This window comes from Pseudomonas sp. GW821-FHT02H09, from assembly GCF_059421425.1.
This window is the reverse complement of sequence record NZ_JBWKVA010000009.1, coordinates 126,254-145,639: the sequence shown is the minus strand read 5'-3', so window position 1 is coordinate 145,639 and position 19,386 is coordinate 126,254. Positions and strand designations below refer to the sequence as shown.

General features: G+C 59.7%; 22 protein-coding genes and 1 pseudogene. 8 read left to right on the top strand and 15 right to left on the bottom strand.

The window, feature by feature from the left end:
- Positions 1-8: 8 nt before the first annotated feature.
- Positions 9-1,187: a vWA domain-containing protein gene (locus AC07VR_RS14600; protein WP_495011609.1), complete on the top strand. Its 1,179-nt coding sequence runs from the start codon at positions 9-11 to the stop codon at positions 1,185-1,187.
- A gap of 129 nt (positions 1,188-1,316) precedes the next feature.
- Here AC07VR_RS14600 and AC07VR_RS14595 read toward each other — a convergent pair whose 3' ends face one another.
- The 7 genes and pseudogenes from AC07VR_RS14595 to AC07VR_RS14565 all read right to left on the bottom strand — a co-directional run bounded on the left by AC07VR_RS14595 (position 1,317) and on the right by AC07VR_RS14565 (position 5,973).
- Positions 1,317-2,234 carry a 5-oxoprolinase subunit C family protein gene (locus tag AC07VR_RS14595; RefSeq protein WP_495011608.1) on the bottom strand — a complete coding sequence of 306 codons (918 nt, stop codon included), beginning with the start codon at positions 2,232-2,234 and terminating at the stop codon, positions 1,317-1,319.
- Positions 2,231-2,935: a 5-oxoprolinase subunit PxpB gene (gene pxpB / locus AC07VR_RS14590; RefSeq protein ID WP_495011607.1), complete on the bottom strand. Its 705-nt coding sequence runs from the start codon at positions 2,933-2,935 to the stop codon at positions 2,231-2,233. Before pxpB ends, AC07VR_RS14595 begins: the two co-directional genes overlap by 4 nt.
- Positions 2,932-3,684: a 5-oxoprolinase subunit PxpA gene (locus AC07VR_RS14585; RefSeq protein ID WP_494994587.1), complete on the bottom strand. Its 753-nt coding sequence runs from the start codon at positions 3,682-3,684 to the stop codon at positions 2,932-2,934. Before AC07VR_RS14585 ends, pxpB begins: the two co-directional genes overlap by 4 nt.
- 66 nt (positions 3,685-3,750) lie before the next feature.
- Positions 3,751-3,912, bottom strand: a pseudogene (locus AC07VR_RS14580) (MFS transporter); the annotation flags it as partial.
- Positions 3,913-4,114: 202 nt separating this feature from the next.
- Positions 4,115-4,657, bottom strand: a complete 543-nt coding sequence (locus AC07VR_RS14575) for a DUF2937 family protein (RefSeq protein WP_494994586.1) — start codon at positions 4,655-4,657, stop codon at positions 4,115-4,117.
- Between the two features lie 9 nt (positions 4,658-4,666).
- Positions 4,667-5,443, bottom strand: a complete 777-nt coding sequence (locus tag AC07VR_RS14570; RefSeq protein ID WP_495011606.1) for a class II glutamine amidotransferase — start codon at positions 5,441-5,443, stop codon at positions 4,667-4,669.
- A 32-nt stretch (positions 5,444-5,475) separates the two neighbouring features.
- Complete coding sequence (locus AC07VR_RS14565; protein WP_495011605.1) at positions 5,476-5,973, bottom strand: MFS transporter; 498 nt, start codon at positions 5,971-5,973, stop codon at positions 5,476-5,478.
- 101 nt (positions 5,974-6,074) lie between these two features.
- Here AC07VR_RS14565 and AC07VR_RS14560 point away from each other — a divergent pair, with 101 nt between their 5' ends.
- The gene (locus tag AC07VR_RS14560) at positions 6,075-8,144 is read left to right on the top strand and encodes a S9 family peptidase (protein WP_495011604.1); all 2,070 of its coding nucleotides are present in this window, start codon (positions 6,075-6,077) and stop codon (positions 8,142-8,144) included.
- Positions 8,145-8,246: 102 nt separating this feature from the next.
- Positions 8,247-8,720, top strand: a complete 474-nt coding sequence (locus AC07VR_RS14555) for a cyclic nucleotide-binding domain-containing protein (protein ID WP_495011603.1) — start codon at positions 8,247-8,249, stop codon at positions 8,718-8,720.
- Here the strand turns inward: AC07VR_RS14555 and AC07VR_RS14550 are convergent.
- Positions 8,717-9,007 (bottom strand): hypothetical protein, encoded by a 291-nt coding sequence (locus AC07VR_RS14550; protein ID WP_494994581.1) that lies wholly within the window; start codon positions 9,005-9,007, stop codon positions 8,717-8,719. The two genes, AC07VR_RS14555 and AC07VR_RS14550, sit on opposite strands and share 4 nt — an antisense overlap.
- Positions 9,008-9,104: 97 nt before the next feature.
- Here AC07VR_RS14550 and AC07VR_RS14545 point away from each other — a divergent pair, with 97 nt between their 5' ends.
- From AC07VR_RS14545 to AC07VR_RS14530, 4 genes are all read left to right on the top strand, one after another.
- Positions 9,105-9,791, top strand: coding sequence for a spermidine synthase (locus AC07VR_RS14545; protein ID WP_494994580.1), 687 nt, complete (start codon positions 9,105-9,107; stop codon positions 9,789-9,791).
- 49 nt (positions 9,792-9,840) lie between these two features.
- Positions 9,841-10,215, top strand: coding sequence for a YajD family HNH nuclease (locus AC07VR_RS14540; RefSeq protein WP_494994579.1), 375 nt, complete (start codon positions 9,841-9,843; stop codon positions 10,213-10,215).
- 185 nt (positions 10,216-10,400) lie between these two features.
- On the top strand, positions 10,401-10,868 hold the full coding sequence (locus tag AC07VR_RS14535) for an RNA methyltransferase (RefSeq protein WP_150642116.1): 468 nt from the start codon (positions 10,401-10,403) through the stop codon (positions 10,866-10,868).
- Between the two features lie 82 nt (positions 10,869-10,950).
- Positions 10,951-11,328, top strand: a complete 378-nt coding sequence (locus AC07VR_RS14530; RefSeq protein ID WP_495011602.1) for a YgaP family membrane protein — start codon at positions 10,951-10,953, stop codon at positions 11,326-11,328.
- A 49-nt stretch (positions 11,329-11,377) separates the two neighbouring features.
- On the opposite strand, the gene AC07VR_RS14525 is transcribed toward AC07VR_RS14530, so the two are convergent.
- Complete coding sequence (locus AC07VR_RS14525) at positions 11,378-12,616, bottom strand: hypothetical protein (protein WP_494994577.1); 1,239 nt, start codon at positions 12,614-12,616, stop codon at positions 11,378-11,380.
- 48 nt (positions 12,617-12,664) lie between these two features.
- Complete coding sequence (locus AC07VR_RS14520; RefSeq protein ID WP_495011601.1) at positions 12,665-13,114, bottom strand: YcgN family cysteine cluster protein; 450 nt, start codon at positions 13,112-13,114, stop codon at positions 12,665-12,667.
- Between the two features lie 277 nt (positions 13,115-13,391).
- Between AC07VR_RS14520 and AC07VR_RS14515 the strand changes: the two genes are divergently transcribed.
- The gene (locus tag AC07VR_RS14515) at positions 13,392-13,985 is read left to right on the top strand and encodes a nitroreductase family protein (RefSeq protein ID WP_494994576.1); all 594 of its coding nucleotides are present in this window, start codon (positions 13,392-13,394) and stop codon (positions 13,983-13,985) included.
- Between the two features lie 125 nt (positions 13,986-14,110).
- Here the strand turns inward: AC07VR_RS14515 and AC07VR_RS14510 are convergent, their stop codons facing one another.
- The 5 genes from AC07VR_RS14510 to AC07VR_RS14490 all read right to left on the bottom strand — a co-directional run bounded on the left by AC07VR_RS14510 (position 14,111) and on the right by AC07VR_RS14490 (position 19,035).
- A complete protein-coding gene (locus AC07VR_RS14510; protein ID WP_495011600.1) occupies positions 14,111-15,043 on the bottom strand; it encodes a D-2-hydroxyacid dehydrogenase in 933 nt (310 codons plus the stop codon).
- A gap of 125 nt (positions 15,044-15,168) precedes the next feature.
- Positions 15,169-15,462, bottom strand: a complete 294-nt coding sequence (locus AC07VR_RS14505) for a YcgL domain-containing protein (RefSeq protein ID WP_494994574.1) — start codon at positions 15,460-15,462, stop codon at positions 15,169-15,171.
- Positions 15,459-16,592: a ribonuclease D gene (gene rnd / locus AC07VR_RS14500; RefSeq protein ID WP_495011599.1), complete on the bottom strand. Its 1,134-nt coding sequence runs from the start codon at positions 16,590-16,592 to the stop codon at positions 15,459-15,461. Before rnd ends, AC07VR_RS14505 begins: the two co-directional genes overlap by 4 nt.
- 123 nt (positions 16,593-16,715) lie before the next feature.
- Positions 16,716-17,402, bottom strand: coding sequence for a class I SAM-dependent methyltransferase (locus AC07VR_RS14495; RefSeq protein WP_495011598.1), 687 nt, complete (start codon positions 17,400-17,402; stop codon positions 16,716-16,718).
- 250 nt (positions 17,403-17,652) lie between these two features.
- Positions 17,653-19,035: a glutamine synthetase family protein gene (locus AC07VR_RS14490; RefSeq protein WP_495011597.1), complete on the bottom strand. Its 1,383-nt coding sequence runs from the start codon at positions 19,033-19,035 to the stop codon at positions 17,653-17,655.
- Between the last annotated feature and the right edge of the window lie 351 nt (positions 19,036-19,386).

Genomic DNA, 19,386 nt, shown 5'->3' with positions numbered 1-19,386 from the left:
CGACAGCCATGCTGCTCAACCTGTTCAATGAAATGCGCGCGGCCAAGGTGCCGGTTTCGGTACGCGAACTGCTGGACCTGATCAACGCGCTGAAACAGCGGGTGATCTTCGCCGACATGGACGAGTTCTATTACCTCGCCCGGGCGATTCTGGTGAAGGACGAACGACATTTCGACAAGTTCGACCGGGCGTTCGGCGCCTACTTCAATGGCCTGGAAAAGCTCGACGATCATCTTCAGGCGTTGATCCCCGAAGACTGGCTGCGCAAGGAATTCGAGCGTTCCCTGAGCGATGAAGAACGTGCGCAGATCCAGTCCCTCGGCGGCCTGGACAAGCTGATCGAAGAATTCAAGAAGCGCCTCGAAGAGCAAAAGGAACGTCACGCCGGTGGCAACAAATGGATCGGCACTGGCGGCACCAGCCCGTTCGGCTCCGGTGGTTTCAACCCGGAAGGCATTCGGGTTGGCGATGCCGGAAAACGTCAGGGCAAAGCGGTCAAGGTCTGGGATCAGCGCGAATACAAGAACCTCGACGATTCGGTCGAACTGGGCACCCGTAACATCAAGGTCGCCCTGCGTCGTCTGCGCAAATTCGCTCGCCAGGGCGCGGCGGAAGAGCTGGATATCGACGGCACCATCGACCACACCGCTCGCGATGCTGGCCTGCTGAACATTCAGATGCGTCCGGAGCGTCGCAACACCATCAAGCTGCTACTGCTGTTCGACATCGGCGGCTCGATGGACGCCCACGTGAAAATTTGCGAGGAGCTGTTTTCGGCCTGCAAGACCGAGTTCAAACACCTGGAGTATTTCTACTTCCACAACTTCATTTATGAATCAGTGTGGAAGAACAATATGCGTCGCGGCTCCGAACGGACTTCGACCCAGGATCTGCTGCACAAGTACGGCGCCGACTACAAAGTGATCTTCATCGGCGACGCCGCCATGGCGCCCTACGAAATCACCCAGGCCGGCGGCAGCGTCGAGCACTGGAACGAAGAAGCCGGTTATGTGTGGATGCAGCGTTTCAAGGAGAAGTACAAGAAGCTCATCTGGATCAACCCCTACCCGAAAGACACCTGGGGCTACACCGCCTCGACCAACATCGTGCGCGACCTGGTCGAAGATCAGATGTTTCCGCTGACGTTGCGTGGTCTGGAAGAAGGGATGCGCTTTCTCTCGAAATAACCCTCAGTCCTGATCGTTCCCACGCTCTGCGTGGGAATGCCGCCATGGACGCTCTGCGTCCGCTGTTGAGGCTGTGACGCGGAGCGTCACGGGATGCATTCCTACGCAGGAGCGTGGGAACGATCAACATCAAGCAAACCTGCGCAAATAACTCACTTGCTGCTGATGCGCGGTCTCCTGCACCACTGGCGTCAACCGGATCTGCGCGCCCGGCAAACACTGCGCCAACCGCGCCAACGCCAATGGCGTCAACGCCCCCAAGCGTGGATACCCACCAATGGTCTGCCGGTCGTTAAGCAGTACAATCGGCTGCCCATCCGGCGGCACCTGAATGGCGCCCAGCGGGATGCCTTCGGAGATCATTGGCTGGCCCTGATACTGCAGCGCGGGCCCAAGCAGACGAATGCCCATGCGATCAGCACGGCTGTCGACAGTCCAGGTGCTGTTGAAGGCATCGAATAGACTTTGCCCACTGAACTCGCCAATCTGCGCACCGAGCACCACGTCCAGTGGTCGGTTCAATTTGAAATCCGGAATGAGTTCGCGAGGCAGTTCGCGCACAGTCGCAGCTGACGGCACATAACTCAGCTGCGCACCTTTTGCCAACGCTTGCCCAAAACCATCAAGCCCACCCAGCTCTTCACGAACCACCGTGGCACAACTGCCCAACACCCTGGACGCGCTGAAACCACCTGGTGCCGCCAGGTAGGCTCGTGCTCCGAGCAACGGTTGAGTGAACTGCAGGCGCTGGCCCTTCTTCAAGCTGAAACCGCGCCACGGTGAAAGAGGCTGGCCGTCGAGTTGAGCACCAAGGTCTGCTCCCGCCAACGCCAGGCAGCAATCGTCCTGCGCCAATAATGTGAAGCCACCGAGAGTCACTTCAATCACCGCCGCATCCAGCGCATTGCTTAGCAACCAATTAGCCCAGGACATCGACACCCAGTCCAGCGCGCCGCCCTGAGTCACGCCCAGATGCCGCACGCCGAAACGCCCTGCGTCCTGCAGCAGGCACAACGGCGTGCTGGCTTCAATCAATAGACGGCTCATGCCACGCTCTCCAACGGCGAGTCATCACCGCCCAGATTAATGAACTCTGCATGGCTGACGGCCTCGAAGCGCACGGTGTCACCCGGCTGCATCAGGCTGTAGCCGTCGCGTTCCCGGTCGAACAATTTGCTCGGTGTGCGGCCAATCAGGTTCCAACCACCGGGAGAGACCACCGGATAAGCGGCGGTCTGCCGCTCGGCGATCCCCACACTGCCGGCCGCCACGCGCTTGCGCGGCGTACTCAGACGTGGCGCGGCCAGCACCTCCTCCACCAGGCCCATAAAGGCAAAACCCGGCGCAAAGCCCAGAGCGAACACTTGATATTCGCGCTCGCTGTGGCAACGAATCACTTCGTCGACCGCCAAGCCGCTGCGCCGGGACAACAAACCCAGCTCAGGCCCGACGCTTGGGTCATACCAGACCGGCAGCACATGGCTCCGGCCTCTGGCCTGCGGGTTCGGCGTCAGATCGGTCAAGGCCTCGGCAATCAGTTCACGGGCCCGGGAGGGGGTCAGCGCGGTCAGATCGTAATGCACCATCAAGGTCGTATAGGACGGCACCAGATCGATCAGATGCCCGGCGAAACCGCTGCGCAGTCGTTCGCTGGCAGCGAGCATCCACGGCATGTTGTCCTCGGCGATGACGTCGAACAGCCGCACCATCAGACAGTCAATGGCCACCACTTCAACCCGTGGCCTCATGGTTGAGTCTGCTGGTTCAAGGCCTCGCGGATACGCCGCACGGCGGCGACCGAACTGGCGTTGTCGCCATGCACGCACAGCGTGTTGGCCTGCAAGTGCAAGGCGCTTCCATCACTGGCGATCAGGTTCTCACCACGGGCAATGATCAACGCTTGCTCGATGATTTTCTCGGGATCGTGATGCACCGCACCCGGTAACTGCCGTGACACCAGGCGCCCGGCACTGTCGTAGGCCCGATCGGCGAACGCCTCGAACCACAGCGACACGCCGTACTCATCGCCCAGGGCCTGAGCCGCACTGTTGTCGCGGGTCGCCATCAGCATTAGCGGTAATTGCCGGTCATAGGCGGCCACGGCCTGGATCACCGCACGCAGTTGCTCAGGATTGGCCATCATGTCGTTGTACATCGCACCGTGGGGTTTAACGTAACTCACGCGACTGCCCTGGGCCCGGCAAATGCCATCCAGGGCGCCGATCTGATAGTGCAGCAGATCCTGAATTTCCTGCGGGGTGCAGGCCATGGAGCGGCGACCGAAACCCACCAGGTCCGGATAGGCCGGATGCGCTCCGACCTGTACGCCATGGGCCAGCGCGAGGCTGACCGTCTTGCGCATGATGCTCGGGTCGCCGGCATGGAAACCGCAGGCAACGTTGGCGCAATCAATGAACGGCATGACCTCGGCGTCCAGACCCATGGTCCAGTTGCCAAAGCTTTCGCCGATGTCGCAGTTCAATAGCAGGCGGCTCACGATGAACGCTCCTGTAGGCTTTTGAATGTTCTTGTGCGGGATCTTTCGTCAGCATCAGGTTATCAGTTACTGCACCTCGAGTTGCTTGCCACGGGCGTCCGGCAGGCTCAGGGCCGCCAGAATCGCCACGCCGTAAGAGACCGCTGCAAAAACCCCGACCCCCATGCCCAACGGCACGTTCTGGCTAAGCAGACCCATCAGCAGCGGGAAAAATGCCGCCAACGCCCGGTAAAATATGGCAAATATCCACGTTAACGTTATGGGTATGGTTCTGAACCACGACGACGCATATCGTGGATTGGGCGCATTCTTTGGCGCAGGCGCCCTGCCCGTCCAATTAATACAAACCACCCGCCGAGCAGATGATGGACACCTATCCCTTCGATCGTTCCCACGCGGGAGCGTGGGATCGATCAGCATCACGCCAAACTTACAACCCCCGCAAATCGCGCTCTTCAATCGGCCGGCTCTGGCGCAGGCGTTTGCCGCCCAGTACCACCCAGTCGATCAAGCGAAACAGGCATTCCAGACCGAACGACAGCAGCAACGCACCGCCCATTCCCCAACCCATTGCTTCGGGGTTCAGCAGGATCTGATAGCTGTAGCCGTTCCAGGTTTCCTTGCGAATGTCCGGGTCGGCGGCCAATGCCACCTGCAATGCACGGATGTACCACGGGCCTTGCATGGCCTGGAACTGTTTATCCAGGGCCAACTGGCGCGTGAGCAAAGTACTCAGGCTCTCGGCATCGCTGCGAATCACCGGGTCTTCACTGGCGCGGTAATGAGCCACCAACGCTTGCAGGTCGCCCTTGAAGAATTGCCGGGCGGTACCCTGAAAGCCTTGAAGCCCGGTCTGCGCCTCGATCAAGTGGGCTTCAACCCGCTTGGCGTAATCGCTGATGAAACCCGGCACTTGCACACCAACCAACAAGCCAATGGCAAACAACACCAGTCGCAAATAACTGAGCAACATAGGGGGTCCTTATTCGGTCTGGCCCTGACTGACGCATTCGCCGCGTCGCCACAGGCTCCATTGGCCCGGTTCGTAGCGGGTCCAGGTTTCGTTTTCGGTCAAGGGCTCGGTGGCAATCACAGTCACCACGTCATTGGGCGTGGTTTCTGCCTGGAAATCGACGATCACATCGACATCCTTCAAGCGCGCCGGGCCGAACGGCGCGCGGCGAGTGATATGCGCAAGCTTGGTCGAGCAATAACAGAACAGCCAGTCGCCATCGCTGAGCAGGCAGTTGAACACACCTTTGCCGCGGTATTCGGCGCAGGCGGCCACCAGGTCCGGCAACAGCTGCTCGATGTCCACCGGTTCGGGAAACGCCTGGCGCACACGATTGAGCAAATCGCAGAACGCCGCTTCGCTGTCGGTATCGCCGATCGGCCGATAGAAACTGGCGGTGGGCTGCAAATCGGCCAATTGGCCGTTATGGGCGAAACACCAGTTACGCCCCCACAGCTCACGAACAAACGGATGGGTATTGGACAGGCAGACCTTGCCGACATTGGCCTGACGGATATGGCCAATCACTACTTCGCTTTTGATCGGATAACGCTGCACCAGTTGCGCGACTTGCGAATCGCAACTGGCCGCCGGGTCCTGAAACAACCGCAAGCCCCGGCCTTCGTAGAACGCAATGCCCCAGCCGTCACGGTGCGGACCGGTGCGGCCACCGCGCTCCATCAGCCCGGTAAAGCTGAACACGATATCGGTCGGGACATTGGCGCTCATGCCCAATAACTCACACATGCTCGGACTCTCGCTTCAATGCCGGGGCAGGGTTACAAACGCGGTTCGACTCGCAAACGCTGGGGGCTGCCAGGAACGGGTGGGCGGCCATAGCGGTCATCACCGGCGCCACCAAAGGGCTGTTCATCCTCAGGTTCCGGCATCGTAGCCGCAGCCTTCGCGGCCGCGGCCTGCTCGCGGCGGGCTTTGGAAGCGCGCTCGATCGGCCAGCGGATCAACACGAAAACGAGGTAAATGCCAAAGGCAATCATGCTGTACATGAGCAGGTCAGAGATCGCACGCCAGACGTTGTTACCGACCTTGAACAGCAGGTCCAGAGCGGTAATGGCCACGGCCGGGGCGAACTTTTCCTTCACCGGGTCGATAATGGTCGGACTGAACAGCAGCACGGCCATCAGCAGGCGCAATGGCTCGCGCAACCAGCGCCACATCCAGCGGGTCATGCGCATCCATACCAACAGGCAGCCTAAAGCGGCGAAGGCGTAGAGGCCCCAAGCGATCAGATAGTCGTTCTCGGTCATGGTGTCCATGGCAAGGCAGGCAAAGAGACGCTTATGATAACGGCTTTTCGCATGTCAGGCTGCACCGCCGTCGGCGAACCCTTCTTTTGTACAACGTCCGAGAGCCATTCATGCCCCTATCCGCCAACGTTCTCGCTGCCCCGATCGCCCACAAGGCCGATGGTGCTGACCCTTATGCCTGGCTACAGGACCGCGACAGCGCGCCGGTGCTCGACTACCTCAAGGCTGAAAATCGCTACCAGGAAGCGCAACTAGCCGATCAGGCCCAACTGCGCGAAACCCTGTACCAGGAAATCAAAGCAAGAATTCGCGAAACCGACCTTTCGCTGCCCTCGCCCTGGGGCCCGTATCTGTATTACACGCGCACCACCGCAGGTGATGAGTACGCCCGGCATTACCGCTGCCCGCGCCCGGCCGATGACAGCCTGCAGGTCGATGAAAGCCAGGAAGAGCTGCTGCTCGACCCGAACGTATTGGCCAATGGCGGATATTTCTCCCTCGGCGCGTTCAGCATCAGCCCGGACCACCAGCGCCTGGCCTACAGCCTGGACACCAGCGGCGAGGAAACCTACACCTTGTTCGTCAAGGAACTGGCCAGCGGTACAGTCAGCGAACTGTCGTTCGAAAATTGCGACGGCAGCATGACCTGGGCCAACGACAGCCTGACGCTGTTCTTCGGCGAGCTGGACGACACCCATCGCCCGCACAAGCTGTTTCGCTACCGCCTGGATGGCACCGCGGCCGAGGAGGTGTTCAATGAGCCGGACGGACGTTTCTTCCTGCATTGCTACCGCTCCAGCTCCGAACGCCAACTGATTTTGTCTCTGGGCAGCAAGACCACCAGCGAAGTCTGGGTGCTCGACGCCACACAGCCACAGCAACCCTTTACCTGCCTGGCGCCACGGGTCGAAGGCCATGAATATGACGTCGACCACGGCAAGCTCGACGACCAGTGGGCCTGGCTGATTCGCAGCAACCGTGACGGAATCAACTTCGCCTTGTATCAGGCCGCCGACAACGGCGTCGTACCGTCCCAGGATGACTGGCAGAATCTGGTCCCCCACAGCGACAGCGTGATGCTCGACGGCATGAGCCTGAACGCTTCGGCCCTGACCCTGAGCCTGCGCGAAGGTGGCTTGCCAATCGTAGAGGTCCGCCCCCAAGGCCTGCCCGCCTACCGCGTGCAACTGCCCGACGCGGCCTACAGCCTGCATGTGCAAAACAGCCTGGAGTTCGCCAGCGACAAGATCCGTCTGCGCTACGAAGCGCTGAATCGTCCGGCTCAAATCCGTCAGCTTGAGCTTGCAACCGGCGAACAGAAAGTCCTCAAGGAAACCCCGGTGCTCGGCCCGTTCGATCCGGACGCTTATGTGAGTCAACGTCTCTGGGCCACCGCCCCTGACGGTACTCTGGTGCCCATCAGCCTGGTGGTCAAACGCGAAGCCTTGCTCGAAAACCAGGAGCGTAAACCAACACCCCTCTACCTCTACGGTTACGGCGCCTACGGTGAAAGCCTCGATCCGTGGTTTTCCCATGCGCGCCTGAGCTTGCTCGATCGCGGCGTCGCCTTCGCCATCGCCCATGTGCGGGGAGGCGGTGAACTGGGCGAAGCCTGGTATCGTGCCGGCAAGCAGGAACACAAACACAACACCTTCAGCGACTTCATCGCCTGCGCCGAACACCTGATCGCCAAGGGTTTTACCACCTCATCGCAACTGGCGATCAGCGGCGGCAGCGCTGGCGGCCTGTTGATTGGCGCGGTGCTCAATCAGCGTCCGGAGCTGTTCCAGGCAGCGATTGCCGAAGTACCGTTTGTCGACGTGCTGAACACCATGCTCGATCCCGACCTGCCGCTGACCGTCACCGAATACGACGAATGGGGCAATCCTGAAGAGCCCGAAGTCTATGACCGGATCAAGGCTTATGCGCCCTACGAAAACGTCAGTGCCCAGACCTATCCGGCAACGCTGGTGATTGCTGGCTACAACGACAGCCGCGTGCAGTACTGGGAAGCTGCTAAATGGGTGGCCAAACTGCGGGCGACCAAGAGCGACGACCATCTGCTGCTGCTCAAGACCGAACTCGGCGCTGGCCACGGTGGCATGAGCGGTCGTTATCAGGGACTGCGTGACGTAGCGCTCGAATACGCATTTGTTTTTAAGGTATTGGGCATTGCCTGAGGAACTCCACCCGGCGTCCCGGTCTTAACACTGGGCCGCCGGGGTTTGGCGTTTCATCCAACGCCCGGAACAGTAACAGACACAAAAAAAGACTGTGATGACATGTCAGAACCCACTTTACTGAACAACGAAATCCGCGACTGGCTGATGGACTGCGGCATGTTCGATCAGCTGTTGCCGGTCGACTTCAGCACCGCTGCCGGCTACTTCAGCATCAGCACCATCGCCCAAGGCAAAGAGATTTTCCATGAGGGTGATGCCGGCAGCTTCATGTGCATCATCCACACAGGCCAGGTCGCGGTGCAAAAGACCAACGGCGAAGGCCAGCAGGTGACCATCGCGACTCTGCGCAGTGGCCGGGCCTTCGGTGAGATGGCGGTGCTCGACGGCGAACGGCGCTCGGCCAGTTGTGTCGCCGCCAGCGATTGCCAATTGCTCAATCTGGGCAAGGACTCGCTGGAAAAGATGCTCAACGACGCCCCGAAAATCGCCGCCAAGATTATCCGTGCCATCGCTATTGCGCTGTCCAAACGCCTGCGCATGGCTGATGGGCAACTGCTTTCGCAGCAGGTCTAACCGCCGGGCGTCTTGGCTTTCTGCTGATTCTGCTCCAACCCCGGCAAGGTCTGATCCTTCGGCGGATTGGGCATTTCGATCGGTGGCAGCAAAGGCGAACCGGCGCTCCCGCCACCCGCCCTGGGCACACTTCTTGGTGTGACCTGCGGATACGGCGTAGGTGTCGCGGTGCCCGGCGAACCTGACGCCGGCTCGGGTGTAATGGGGACAGGTTGCAACTCTTGCGCCCGCGCTGCACTTATCGAGAGCGCGGCCAACACAATGGCCGTTAGAATAGTGCGCTTCATCAATGGCTCCGTTGCCCTTGTTGGGGTCTTCAGGCTACTCCCAACCGCGCAGTTTTGCCCTTCTCAATGCCAGTTTTCCCTCCCTAATGAGAGTCCCATGAAACGTTTCGTTCTGCTCGACACCACCCCGATTCCCGAAAACGGCGGTGCCTTGTGCCTGTTCGAGTATGGCGAGGATTTCGTCATCAAGATCCAGGGCGGTGACGGCGGACAGCTGATGAACACTCGCATGCACGGCTCCGAAGACGCCCTGGCGGAAATTCCCTGCCGTAAGGTTGCCGGCCGTCCGGGCTCTCGTGTGTTGATCGGTGGTCTGGGAATGGGCTTCACGCTGGCCGCGGCCCTCAAACACCTGGGCAAGACCGCCGAAGTGGTGGTCGCGGAGCTGGTACCTGGCGTGGTTGAGTGGAATCGTGGGCCGCTGGGGGAAAAATCCGGTCGACCGCTGCTCGATCCGCGCACAGTGATCCGCATGGAAGACGTGGCCAAAGTGCTACAAGCCGAGCCGCAGGGCTTCGATGCGATCATGCTCGATGTCGACAACGGCCCCGAAGGCCTGACCCAGAAGGCCAATAGCTGGCTGTACTCCTCAGGCGGCCTCAGCGCCTGCGCCAAAGCCTTGCGCCCCAAAGGCGTGTTGGCGGTATGGTCGGCCAGCGCTGACCGGCAGTTCTCCGACAAATTGCGCAAGGCCGGTTTCAAGGCCGAGGAAGTGCAAGTCTTCGCCCATGGCAATAAAGGCACCCGGCACACCATCTGGATTGCCGAGAAGCTCAAGGGCTGAGCTAAACTTGCCTCATAACCGTCATTAGTCTTTTTACAAAGGTGAACCCATGAGTTCGTCAACGCCTCCCTCCAACACGGCCAAGCTGGACCGCATCCTCGCCGACGCTCAGCGCGACCGTGAAATGGGTTACCGCGACAAGGCCCTGAAGATGTACCCGCACGTCTGCGGACGCTGCGCCCGTGAGTTCTCCGGCAAGCGCCTGAGCGAGCTGACCGTGCACCACCGCGACCACAACCACGACAACAACCCGCAGGACGGTTCCAACTGGGAGCTGCTCTGCCTGTACTGCCACGACAACGAACACTCGCGCTACACCGACCAGCAGTACTACGCCGAGGGTTCCACCAGCTCGCCGACCATCGCCAAGGCCACCCACAACCCGTTCGCCGCATTGGCCGGGTTGATGAAGAAAGACGAGTAAGCCCTGCCAAATCTTCTTTGATAGTTCCGGCCTCTCGCGAGCAAGCTCGCTCCTACATGGATTGCACAAGACCTGTAGGAGCGAGCTTGCTCGCGATGGCGATAGATCTAGCACCCCATCCCCAAAGCAAACGCCCCGAGCACAATCCCCGTATAATCGCGTTTTTTCTCGAAGGCACCCGGCTCGTGGCAAACAAACGGTACAGCTGCATTGGTTTGTATAACCCCAAATCACCGGAGAACGTCGGTTCGGTGATGCGCGCCGCTGGCTGTTATGGCGTGGCGTCGGTGTTTTACACCGGCAAACGTTATGAACGCGCCCGCGACTTCGTCACTGACACCAAGAAAGTCCATCAGGACATTCCGCTGATCGGCATCGAAGACCTGAAGAAAATCCTCCCGCTGGGCTGCATACCGGTCGCTGTCGAACTGGTCGAAGGGGCCCGTTCACTGCCGGAATACACCCACCCGGATCGCGCGCTGTATATCTTCGGACCGGAAGACGGCTCGCTGGATAAAGACATCCGTGACTGGTGTGAGGACGTGGTGTACATCCCGACCACCGGCTGCATGAACCTCGCCGCGACCGTCAACGTGGTGCTTTACGACCGCATGGCGAAAGGCAATAACACACGCTCCGGTCCGAAATTCTAGTTTATAAATATAGAAAATGGACGGAACAAGCGGCGCACTCGCGCAGTCCGCGTTATATCAATCACCCCGCTGGAGACAGATCATGAGCGACAGCAAAATCGTAGAGCGCAGCGAATCCACCCCGTCCCAGACTCTGCCGACGCAGAACGTCCTGGGCTGGGAGCGCATTGGCTCGCTGGCCGGTGGTGTGGTGATGATGGGCAAAGGTCTGCGCCGAGGCGGCGTTTTCGGTTTGATTCAGGTGGCGATTGGCGGCGTAGCCCTGGCCCGCGGCATCACTGGTCACAGCTCGGCGAAAGACCTGCTGGAAAAAGGCCGTCAGGACATGAACAACGTGCGCTCGAGAATCGAACGAACCGCAGAAGAGTTGAGCCGCTTTAAAGCCAATGCTGGAACAGCGACTCGCACTGCGACGGTGGTCGACAAGGATTCGCTGAAATCGCCTGAAGCCGGGGTTTGAAGCGACACAGATGATCGTTCCCACGCTCTGCGTGGGAACGCATCCGCATCTACTGCAGCAACTCGCTATCCAGCACCTTCGACGGCCCCTCGAGGATGCCTTCACTCAATTGCACAAACTCCTTGGTGCTGACGCTACCCTGGTTCATGACCGCGTGCAGCACGTCATCCAGTGAACGCTTGTTACGGGTTTTCAGGCGTATCTCGCCGTCCAGCGCCTGCAACAGCAACACCGCTTTGGCGACCGCCGGCCCGCTGATCTGTTTACCACGCAGGGTGGTGACCTGGTGACTTTCCCTGGTCAGCCGGGTCTCCAGGCTCTGATAACGCTCGTCACTCATACCGCCAGCACGGCGCACCAGTTCGATCGCGTAGTACTCGGCAAAACCTTCGCTGATCCAGTCGCTGTGCTGATTGCCATTGACCCTGCCAAATACCTGAACCAACTCGCGCACCAAGGGGCTGATGCCGCTTTCGCTGACCAGCGGTATGCGGCTGTGCAGGTAGATCGAATCCCGCCCGGCCAGACTGCCGCGCCACATCGGATCGGCGGCACCGACGATCAGCAGTTTGTTCAGGTGGCGCGGGAATACTGCCTGCACTTGCGGCCAAACGAAGGTCAGCAGCGTCAGTACGTCCATACGCCGCATGCCCTGCCCTTGCGGCGAGGCGACCGTAACTTCGGTTTCCCCCAGGCGAGCGCGGCGACTACCCAGGGTTCCGGCGAGCATCCAGCCGGTCGGCCGGTCAAACAGGCGCGAAACGTTGTCGACCCGAAAGCGGTTCTTGCCAATACGCGGCCAGGGGGTTTCGATGCTTTTCCAGCCCGCCGGCAATTCGAATTCCAGACGTGACACCAACTCGGTGCCGTCCTGTTGATCCAAACGCGCCGCCGGCACCAGGTCTTCGCCGCGCAGCAACGCCCAATTGGGGGTCATACGGGTTTCGAACGAGCCATTCTTGCGGGCATTGCTGATGCGCACACGGTAGGTAAGACTGGACTGGCCACTGGCAGGGCGCCAGATGCCGCGCTGGCTTTCGGAAGTTTTGGGCGTAGTGGATTGCCACTGACCATCGGCCTTGAAATCGCTGTAATCACCGCGATTACCCAGATCGAAGTCCAGGCTGTGTACCGCAGCACCGTCGGCCAGTGTCAGCCGAACTTCGGCCTGATCGCTCTGCGGCAACAAACGCACGTGGTAATCCACATCGACTTTCTTCGCCGCCAACAGCGGCGAACTCAGTGCCAGCAGCAAAATGGCTAACGGCAGCCTTGACCCCACAGCCATATACACGCCCTCGTGAATCAACGTTGAAATGCTTGACCCGCTCGGCCCTCAACCCGCACGGAAGATCAAGTGATCTTCCCAATCCTCTTCGGCCACGCTGCCTTCGGCCAGCATGCGCCCGGATTGGGAAATCCGCTCGTGGTGAACCGCATCGCGATCACCGCAAACCAGATGGTGCCAGAGCGGCAAGTCCTTGCCCTCGCTGACCAAACGATACCCGCAAGTCGGCGGCAGCCATTTGAACTGGTCAGCCTTGCCCGGCGTGAGCTGGATGCAATCGGGCACCGAATCGCGACGATTGGTGTAATCGCTGCACTGGCAGGTTTTCAGGTCCAGCAGTTTGCAGGCGATCCGCGTGTAATAGACGCTGTTGTCTTCCTCGTCTTCAAGCTTTTGCAGACAGCACAGACCACAGCCATCGCACAACGACTCCCACTCCTCTTGATCGAGTTGTTCGAGGGTTTTGCGTATCCAGAAAGGTTCGACTTTGGCGGCCATGGTTCAAGCATCGGTATCAGCGAGTGAAAAGGCCGCCAGTCTAGTGCGCGAGGGCTCTGGGGCCAAGCGATTGCGACTGCCGGTAGAACAGGACTTGTCAGTTCTTGCGCCGCGAAGTAGCTTTGCGAGTCGAAAGAAGCCATGCACAGGTGCCATCAACGCTCGACCGCGTTGCACTCAGGTTAGCTGCCACACCTCAGAAAACCATATCTGCTCAGTTAACTGCGCCCGCCGGTTTTTTCAACCTTTGATTCTCAAACGTAGTCAGGAACTCTTCATGAGCGCTAATCCACGCGTTGCCGAATATGCCATCCACCCACAGTTCACTGACCGCTGGTCTCCCCGCGCCTTCACTGGTGAAAGCATCCCGCAAGAAACCCTGCTGAGCTTTTTCGAAGCCGCGCGCTGGGCACCTTCGGCCTACAACTCGCAGCCTTGGCGTTTTCTCTACGCGCGTCGCGACACGCCAAACTGGGAGCGCTACCTGGGTCTGTTGAATGAATTCAACCGCAGCTGGGCACAACACGCCTCGGCGCTGGTGATCGTGATTTCGAAAACCACCTTCACGGCACCAGGCGCCGAAGAGGAAACTCCGGCGCTGTGGCACACCTTTGACACCGGCTCGGCCTGGGGCCATCTGGCGCTGCAAGCCAGCCTCAGCGGCTGGCACACCCACGGCATGGCCGGTTTCGATCAGGAGCTGACCCGCAAGGAACTGAATATTCCTGAAGGCTACGCGCTGCACGCCGCGGTGGCGATCGGCAAACTGGGGGACAAAGCGACCCTGGCCGAGTACCTGCAAGCCCGCGAAACCCCAAGCCCGCGCCGCCCGCTGAGCGAGCTGGCGGCCGAGGGTGATTTCAGTTTGTAAGCCACACTGCAAAACCAAATGTGGGAGCGAGCTTGCTCGCGATGGCGGCGTGACAGTCAACAGTGATGCTGAATGTGATGGCCCCATCGCGAGCAAGCTCGCTCCCACAGTTGATCACCGCGACGTCAATACCCGCGATTGAAATCCACTTCTCCGCGCAACGCCGTATCAGCCTGATACGCCCGCAGATTCTCGATAAACAACTGCACCATCATCGGCGGTGAAGTCGGCGCCGAACTGTGTCCGGTCAGCAGCAAGCCCCAGGCGGTCCAGAACGGGTGACGTTGCGGCAACGGTTCCTGACGGCAGACGTCGATCACCGCCCCCGCCAGATGCCCTTCCTTCAACGCCTCGACCAGATCCGCATCGACCACCGCCACACCGCGCCCGACGTTAATGAACAACCCGGTCGGCTTGAACTGCTTGAACAGCGCCGCGTCGTACAGATCATGGGTGTTGGGCGTGTTGGGCAGGAGATTGACCACGTAATCGACCTCCCCTACGAGACGGCCCAAATCCTCCAGTCCGGCGACTTCAATAAACGGCGCTTGCTCTCGAGCCTCACTGGCGATGCCATACAACTGGACGCCGAACGGCACCAGGAACTGCGCCACGCTGCTGCCGATATCGCCGGTGCCGACGATCAACACCTTGCGTCCCGCCAGGCTCTGAGCCAAGCGGCTGTCCCACTTGCGCTCGACCTGGCTGACCAGTCGTGCCAATACTTCGCGCTCATGGCCAAGCATATAAGTCAGCACGTATTCAGCCATGACCTGGCCGAAAATGCCCACTGCCCGCGTCAGTCGGTAATGCCGAGGCAAGCCCTCGGCGAGCAACGGGGTGATCCCGGCCCAGGTCGATTGCAGCCACTGTGGCTCGTGGCCCTGACGCAACAGGGTCGCCAGCAGGTCCGGTTGACCAAGCCAGATCGGGCAATCAGCGGCAAGGCTCGCAAGCTCGGCGGAGTCACCACTGGTGAGCACTTCCAGGTCAGGAGCAGCCTGACGCAACAATTGGGCGTAAAGAGCGTGGTCGTGTTCAGCAATCAGAACGCGCATGGTTCAAACCTTTCAAAACAGTGCAGGAGGTCGTCGATGGGTTTTTCCCCATCGTCAACGGCCACCGCCAGATTATTCAGTTCTATTTATAAGAGTGCTCTGGACAGAGCACTCGGACCAGTCCGTCAGACCGGATCATTACGCCGTAGCAATTCTTCAGGCAAATGTTCGATGTACTCGTCTTCGGCCGGTGGCATTTGCAGGTGATAGCCCTGCTTGTCGAGATTCTCCAGTACCACGTTGATGTCCTCGCGGGACAACTTGCGCTCAGGGCTGAGTACCAGATCGAAGGCATGGTGCGGTTTGCCGAAAGCCAACAGCAGGTTTTCCGGAACGCGCTCCAGTGCATCGCTTTTCAGCACGTAGAGGTACATCTCGTTTTTGCGCAGGCTTCGGTAGATGGAGCAAATACGTTTCAAGGCTGTTCTCCGGCGGTGGCCAGGCTGTCGAGCAACGCCTGGCCCATCAATTCGCGGCGCCAGCCACGCAATGAATCAGGCAATTGGTAAGGGCCCTCGGGGAAGCCGCTTTTGAGCAGGGCCTCCAGGGTTTTCTTGCGCAGCATTAATTCCGGCGCCATCTCCAGGCGTTCAGCTTCAGCCTGACCGAGCGCTCGCAAACGCTTGATCAGCGCCGCGGCCTCAACCGGCAACGGCTCAGGCACCGCGGGTGGCCATTGATCAGGGGATACACTGCCAGACTGTTTGATCAGTTCAAGCAGAAACTCACCATCCTGACGCACGGTACGCGGGTGCATGTCTTCGATTTTTGCCAGCGCTGCAAGGTTATCCGGCTGAGTCCGGGCCAATGGCCACAACGAGTGTTCACGGATAATCCGGTTACGCGGCAGGTCGCGAGCGCGGGCTTCACGCTCACGCCAGGCGCAGAGCTCGCGCAGCACGGCCAACTGGGCTCGGGAGAGTTTCCAGGCCAGTTTGGCCTCGCGATAGACCTCGTACGGGTCGACTTCGCGGCGCAGATTGGCCACCAGTTCAGCACCGTCCTCCAGCACCCAGGCGTACTTGTCGTCAGACAATTTGGGACGCAGGCGGATGTAAACCTCAGCCAGATGCAAAGCATCTTCCGCGGCGTAGCTGATTTGGGTTTCAGACAACGGGCGTTGCAACCAGTCCGAACGGGTCTCGCCCTTGGGCAGATCAATGTCTAGCACTTCCTGGACCAGACGCGAATAGCCCATGGAGAAACCCAGATTCAGATAAGCAGCGGCCAATTGCGTATCGAACAGCGGCGCCGGCAGGCTGCCGGTCAGACGCAGCAATACTTCCAGGTCTTCGCTGCAGGCGTGTAAAACCTTGATCACCGCCGGGTTTTCCAGCAATGCGGCCAAGGGTTGCCAGTTGTCGATCGTCAAAGGATCAATCAGGTAAGCGCGCACGCCATCGCCAATCTGAAGCAGCCCGGCGATCGGATAAAAAGTGTCGACCCGCATGAATTCGGTGTCGAGGGCAACGAATGGCAGTTGCTGCCACTCGGCGCAAAACTGACCGAGGCTATCGTTGTCGCGAATCCAGTGAATATCGATGGCCACACGGCTCTCCCTTGAAGATTGGCGCGCAGTATATAACGCGCCCGGCGATTTCCGAGCATCCACTGCAGAAGTGCGTGTGGGAAAACATCTGTAGGACTACCAGAATAGTCCGACAGATCAGCACTAGCTGCCTTTGCGCAGTACGTAAACCCGCGACAGAGCACAGCCAGGTATGAAGTTTTGATAACCGAGAATCTCGAAGCCCGTCTGTCTGAACTCACTCTCTACCTGAGTTCTACTGGCCAGCGGGTACTTCGCAACGCCTGCCGACGACGGCTCGTCAGCACCCTGCCCCTGACCTCGCCGAACTTTGAAGCCGACGTCGACCCCCACCGAAACGATCACGGTGTCACGGCTGACACGGTGAAATTCACGCAGCAGCAGCAGTCGGTGCTCACTGCTGACAATGTGTTGAAACAATTGCATGCAGAAAATGCAGTCCACCGCATTGGACGGCAGACCGATGGTGAATGCCGAGCCCTGGAAGGTTTTGACCCGTTTGAGCAGGCCTGGCGAGTGATGGGTCTGGGCATGGTTGAGCATGTCCTGAGAGTTGTCCGTCGCCAGGATTACCCGATTGGCACGCTCGGCCAGCACCGACCAGAAACGCCCGGCACCGCAAGCCACATCGAGAACCAGCCCGGGCTCGCCCGCCGCTTTGAGGGCGCGCCGCACCAACTGCTCATCTCGCCAAAGCGAAAGTCGCCGGGCCAACCCGGTCGGCCGTGTCTCCAGGCAAACTTGAGCGTGCTCCTGGTCGTAACGCCTGGCGAACTCAAGCTCGATGGAGGATGGAGGCTGCGATGACATGACTCGCGAACTCTTAAAAAGGGATCTTCTGGCGACAGATTAACGGCTGGCGCGTGAAAAAAAGGTCGAACGGTGGTGAAGACCTTACTGAGTGGTCACAACTGCGTCGATCACAAGGACCGTCAATGAAGACAAGCCTTGGTAGTTGACCAACCCTCAGGCAGCCAGCCATCAACTTTTCGTGCAAAACCAGCCCGCAAATAGTCAATCAATGGCTAATTGCCAGAACCGTCGCCAGAACCCGGGAACTTCAGGCCTGGTGCAAATACCAACGCCAGTCCTGCTCCCCCACTTCCCCCATGAACTGACGGTACTCGGCACGTTTGACCGCCAGATATACCCCAAGAAACCCGGCACCGAATGCATCCCGAGCCCAGGAGGAGCCTTCCAGTGCGCGCAAGGTGGTCAGCCAGTCCGTAGGCAGCAGCTCTTTGGCCTGAGCGTAACCATTGCCTTCAACCGGCACACCAGGGTCGCACTGCTCACGAATTCCCCGATGAATGCCCGCCAGAATCGCAGCTGCCGCCAGATACGGGTTGGCATCGGCACCGCAGATGCGGTGTTCGATATGCCGGGAAAATGCCGGGCCGCCAGGCACTCGCAAACTCACAGTGCGGTTGTCCACACCCCAGGTAGCGGCCAGCGGCGCGTAGCTGTTGGTCTGGAAACGTCGATAAGAGTTGGCATTCGGACAAAACATCAGCAACGAATCAAGCATGGTACTGAGCATGCCGCCGACCGCTTGCCTGAGCAGCGGCGTGCCGTCGGGTGCTTCGCTGGCGAACAGGTTGTTGCCATCCTTGTCCGCCAGACTGACGTGCATGTGCATGCCGGTGCCAGCCAGGTTATCGAACGGCTTGGCCATGAAACAGGCGGTCATTCCATGCCTGTGCGCCACGCCCTTGACCAGACGCTTGTAACGCACCGCTTCATCCATTGCCTGCAAGGCATCGCTGCGATGTTCAAGGGTGATTTCCACCTGCCCCGGCGCGTACTCGGAAATTGCCGTGCGTGCCGCAATGCCCTGAAGTTTGCAGGCGTTATACAGATCCGCGAGGAACGGCTCGATCTGCTCCAGCTCACGCAAGCCATAGACCTGTGTCGCCAGCGGCCGGCCACCATCGACATCCCGCGCAGGTTGCGGGCGACCGTCGCTGTCGCGTTGGCGATCAAGCAGATAAAACTCCAGCTCCGCCGCCATCACCGGATAGTAGCCATCGGCTTTGAGCGCATCGATCACCTTGACCAGCAAGTGCCGCGGATCAGCCACCGTCGCGGGCATCCCCTCTTGCGGATGCATGCTGACCTGCACCGCTGCCGTGGGGATCTGCCGCCATGGCATGCGCTGCAAACTGCCACTGAGCGGATAGGCCCGACAGTCGACATCACCGACTTCCCAGACCAACCCGGAGTTTTCCACGTCGTCGCCATTGATGGTCAACCCGAGGATGGTGCTCGGCAGCGGCCGTCCGCTTTCATAAACCGCCAACAGTTCATCGCGATGCAGCAACTTGCCCCTTGGCACGCCGTTGTTATCGAGGATGAACAACTCGAACATCTCGATATCCGGGTTGTGCTCAAGAAAAGTCAGGGCTTCTTGCTTTGAGGCAAAGGGGGTCGTGGCAAAACTCATGGGAACTCTCGTATTTCCGCGTCAGGCGAACGCACAGGCGCCGCCGGTTCGATCCACCGCACAGGGCGAACCATATGAAGACTTAACGGGAAATGCAGGTATCCGGTGGGCGCGCGTGGCGACAGTGCCATAGCGCCCAAAAGGCCAGTTCAGAAGGGAGTGCAGACAAGCTCGGAGCGGTGGCAGGGGTGAATCGACGACGGGACTGAAGGCTTGACGCGCAGGCGCCAGGCGAAGCCTCGTGCTTGATATCAACTGACCAACCGTCCATAGGGATAACCGCAGAAAACAGGTGTCGAGCAGCGTCACACGGGCAGATAAGCCGTTAAATCCAGACTTGACGAAGTGTGG

Coding starts and splice junctions, on each gene's coding strand:
- AC07VR_RS14600 (WP_495011609.1), top strand. CDS start 9: ATGCTGCTCAACCTGTTCAATGAAATGCGCGCGGCCAAGGTGCCGGTT.
- AC07VR_RS14595 (WP_495011608.1), bottom strand. CDS start 2,234: ATGAGCCGTCTATTGATTGAAGCCAGCACGCCGTTGTGCCTGCTGCAG.
- pxpB (WP_495011607.1), bottom strand. CDS start 2,935: ATGAGGCCACGGGTTGAAGTGGTGGCCATTGACTGTCTGATGGTGCGG.
- AC07VR_RS14575 (WP_494994586.1), bottom strand. CDS start 4,657: ATGTTGCTCAGTTATTTGCGACTGGTGTTGTTTGCCATTGGCTTGTTG.
- AC07VR_RS14570 (WP_495011606.1), bottom strand. CDS start 5,443: ATGTGTGAGTTATTGGGCATGAGCGCCAATGTCCCGACCGATATCGTG.
- AC07VR_RS14565 (WP_495011605.1), bottom strand. CDS start 5,973: ATGGACACCATGACCGAGAACGACTATCTGATCGCTTGGGGCCTCTAC.
- AC07VR_RS14560 (WP_495011604.1), top strand. CDS start 6,075: ATGCCCCTATCCGCCAACGTTCTCGCTGCCCCGATCGCCCACAAGGCC.
- AC07VR_RS14555 (WP_495011603.1), top strand. CDS start 8,247: ATGTCAGAACCCACTTTACTGAACAACGAAATCCGCGACTGGCTGATG.
- AC07VR_RS14550 (WP_494994581.1), bottom strand. CDS start 9,007: ATGAAGCGCACTATTCTAACGGCCATTGTGTTGGCCGCGCTCTCGATA.
- AC07VR_RS14545 (WP_494994580.1), top strand. CDS start 9,105: ATGAAACGTTTCGTTCTGCTCGACACCACCCCGATTCCCGAAAACGGC.
- AC07VR_RS14540 (WP_494994579.1), top strand. CDS start 9,841: ATGAGTTCGTCAACGCCTCCCTCCAACACGGCCAAGCTGGACCGCATC.
- AC07VR_RS14530 (WP_495011602.1), top strand. CDS start 10,951: ATGAGCGACAGCAAAATCGTAGAGCGCAGCGAATCCACCCCGTCCCAG.
- AC07VR_RS14525 (WP_494994577.1), bottom strand. CDS start 12,616: ATGGCTGTGGGGTCAAGGCTGCCGTTAGCCATTTTGCTGCTGGCACTG.
- AC07VR_RS14520 (WP_495011601.1), bottom strand. CDS start 13,114: ATGGCCGCCAAAGTCGAACCTTTCTGGATACGCAAAACCCTCGAACAA.
- AC07VR_RS14515 (WP_494994576.1), top strand. CDS start 13,392: ATGAGCGCTAATCCACGCGTTGCCGAATATGCCATCCACCCACAGTTC.
- AC07VR_RS14510 (WP_495011600.1), bottom strand. CDS start 15,043: ATGCGCGTTCTGATTGCTGAACACGACCACGCTCTTTACGCCCAATTG.
- AC07VR_RS14495 (WP_495011598.1), bottom strand. CDS start 17,402: ATGTCATCGCAGCCTCCATCCTCCATCGAGCTTGAGTTCGCCAGGCGT.
- AC07VR_RS14490 (WP_495011597.1), bottom strand. CDS start 19,035: ATGAGTTTTGCCACGACCCCCTTTGCCTCAAAGCAAGAAGCCCTGACT.